Here is a 2,455-nt window from a genome sequence, read left to right on the forward strand (position 1 = left end):
ATCCCCGAGCGCATTGGCCACCGCGCCGACGGCGGTCGACTGTGCGCCGCTTGCGTACGCACCGACGCCGAGCGATGTCGCGGCAAACCCGCTCGCCTGCGCGCTCGCACCGACCGCCGTACCACCGACACCCGCGCTGGTTGCACCGGTGTCCACCGGCACTCCCCCGTTGGTGATCAGCGGATTGCCGTCCGCGTCCACGGCCACGCCGCCGACGGCCACGCTGCCCGGGCCGTTGGCCTGCGCACCCGCACCGTAGGCGGCACTGTTCTGTCCCGTGGCGACGCTGCCATAGCCGCTCGCCGTGGCGTTCGTGCCTGTCGCGACGGCGCCGCTGCCGCTTGCCGTGGCACCATCGGCGCCGGCGAGAGCACCGGAACCCGAAGCCGTTGCGTACTGGCCAGTGGCGAGCGCGTCATCGCTACCGTCGTTCAGACCGTTCGCCTTGAAGTAGCGCGTGGCGCCACTCACCGACGAATCGAGCTGGCCCTTGTTCACCGCGTCGGTGTCTTCGGTTCCGGCGGCGACGTTCGCGATCTGCCGTTCATGGCCTGCCGTGCCGACCGATATCGTGTTGTCGCGATCGGCCTGCGAATCCGCGCCGAGGGCCACTGAGTTTTCTCCCAGTGCCCAGGCATTCGCGCCCAGCGCGGTGGCATTGTTGCCGAGCGCCCAGCTGTTCGTGCCGATGGCAACCGAATTGGCGGCTTCCAGACCAAACAGTCCGAAGCCCGTTTCGGCATAGTTGCCGATCGCGATGCTGCCTTCGCCCGATGCGCTAGCGCCGCCGCCGATGGCGGTCGAGCCGTTGCTATAGGCCGCTGCGCCGCTGCCCGACGCCACCGAAAGATCACCGGCCGCATAGGCCTGTGCACCATTCGCGGTGGCGCCGACGCCCGAGGCTTCCGAAAGGAAGCCAGTGGCCGTGGACTGCTCACCTTGCGCGAAGGCGGCCGTGCCGAGAGCCGTACCGAACTGGCCTTGCGCCTGTGCGCTCGCCCCCACCGCCGTTGAAGCGAGGCCGGATGCATTGGCCGGTCCCACCGCTTCACCGGTGGCGCTGTAGGTGATCAAAGGATTGCCGTCCGCGTCCAGCGCCTGGCCGCCGATGGCCGTCGCGCTGTTGGCCGAGGCCTGTGCGCCGGCGCCGTAGGCCGCGCTGTTCTTTCCCGCGGCAACGCTGCCGTAGCCGTTCGCCGTGGCATTCGTTGCCGCCGCAACCGCGCCGCTGCCGTATGCGCTCGCACCGTCGGCGCCCGCATAGGCACCCGAGCCTGACGCTGTCGCGTACTGGCCGGTCGCCAGGGCATCGTCGCTGCCGTCGCCGATGCCAGTGGCTTTGAAGTAGCGCGTCGCGTCGCTCACCGACGAATCGAGCTGGCCCTTGTTCACCGCATCGGTGTCTTCGGTTCCGGCGGCGACGTTCGCGATCTGCCGTTCATGGCCTGCGGTGCCGACCGACACCGTGTTATCGCGATCGGCCTGCGAATCCGCGCCGAGCGCTACGGAGTTCTCACCCAGTGCCCAGGCATTCGCGCCCAGCGCCGTGGCGTTGTTGCCCAGTGCCCAGCTGTTCGTGCCAAGCGCGACCGCGTTGGCGCTCTCCAGCCCGAACAGCCCGAACCCCGTTTCAGCGAAGTTGCCGATGGCGATGCTGCCTTCGCCCGATGCGCTGGCACCGGCACCGATTGCCGTCGAGCCTGCGCTATACGCCGTCGAACCGAAGCCGTTGGCCACCGACTGATCGCCGGCGGCGGTCGCCTGCGAACCACTGGCGGTCGAGAAGTCCCCGAGCGCGTTGGCCACCGCGCCGACGGCGGTCGACTGTGCGCCGCTTGCGTACGCACCGACGCCCAGTGCCGAGGCAGCAAACCCGCTCGCCTGCGCACTGGCACCGACGGCCGTGCCACCGACACCCGCGCTGGTTGCACCGGTGTCTACCGGCACGCCCCCGTTGGTGATCAGCGGATTGCCGTCTTCGTCCACAGCCACGCCGCCAACAGCGACGCTGCCCGGGCCGTTGGCTTGCGCACCCGCACCGTAGGCGGCGCTGTTCTGTCCGGTAGCCACGCTGCCGTAACCACTTGCCGTCGCGTTGTTGCCGGTTGCCACCGCGCTGCTACCGGTCGCCGTGGCACCATCGGCGCCGGCAAAGGCACCCGAGCCCGAGGCAGTCGCGTACTGGCCAGTTGCCAACGCGTCATCGCTACCGTCGTTCAGACCGTTCGCCTTGAAGTAGCGCGTGGCGCCACTCACCGACGAATCGAGCTGACCCTTGTTCACTGCATCGGTGTCTTCCGTTCCCGCAGCAACGTTCGCGATCTGCCGCTCATGGCCTGCGGTGCCGACCGATACCGTGTTGTCACGATCGGCCTGCGAATCCGCGCCGAGCGCTACCGAGTTTTCTCCCAGCGCCCAGGCATTCGCACCGAGCGCCGTGGCGTTATTGCCCAGC

General features: G+C 69.0%; 1 pseudogene. It reads right to left on the reverse strand.

What is annotated here, in order from left to right:
* A pseudogene (locus tag HB634_RS22740) lies at nt 1–2,455 on the reverse strand (cell surface protein); the annotation flags it as partial.

Source organism: Luteibacter sp. dw_328, from assembly GCF_018449605.1.
In the GTDB taxonomy this organism is placed as follows: domain Bacteria; phylum Pseudomonadota; class Gammaproteobacteria; order Xanthomonadales; family Rhodanobacteraceae; genus Luteibacter.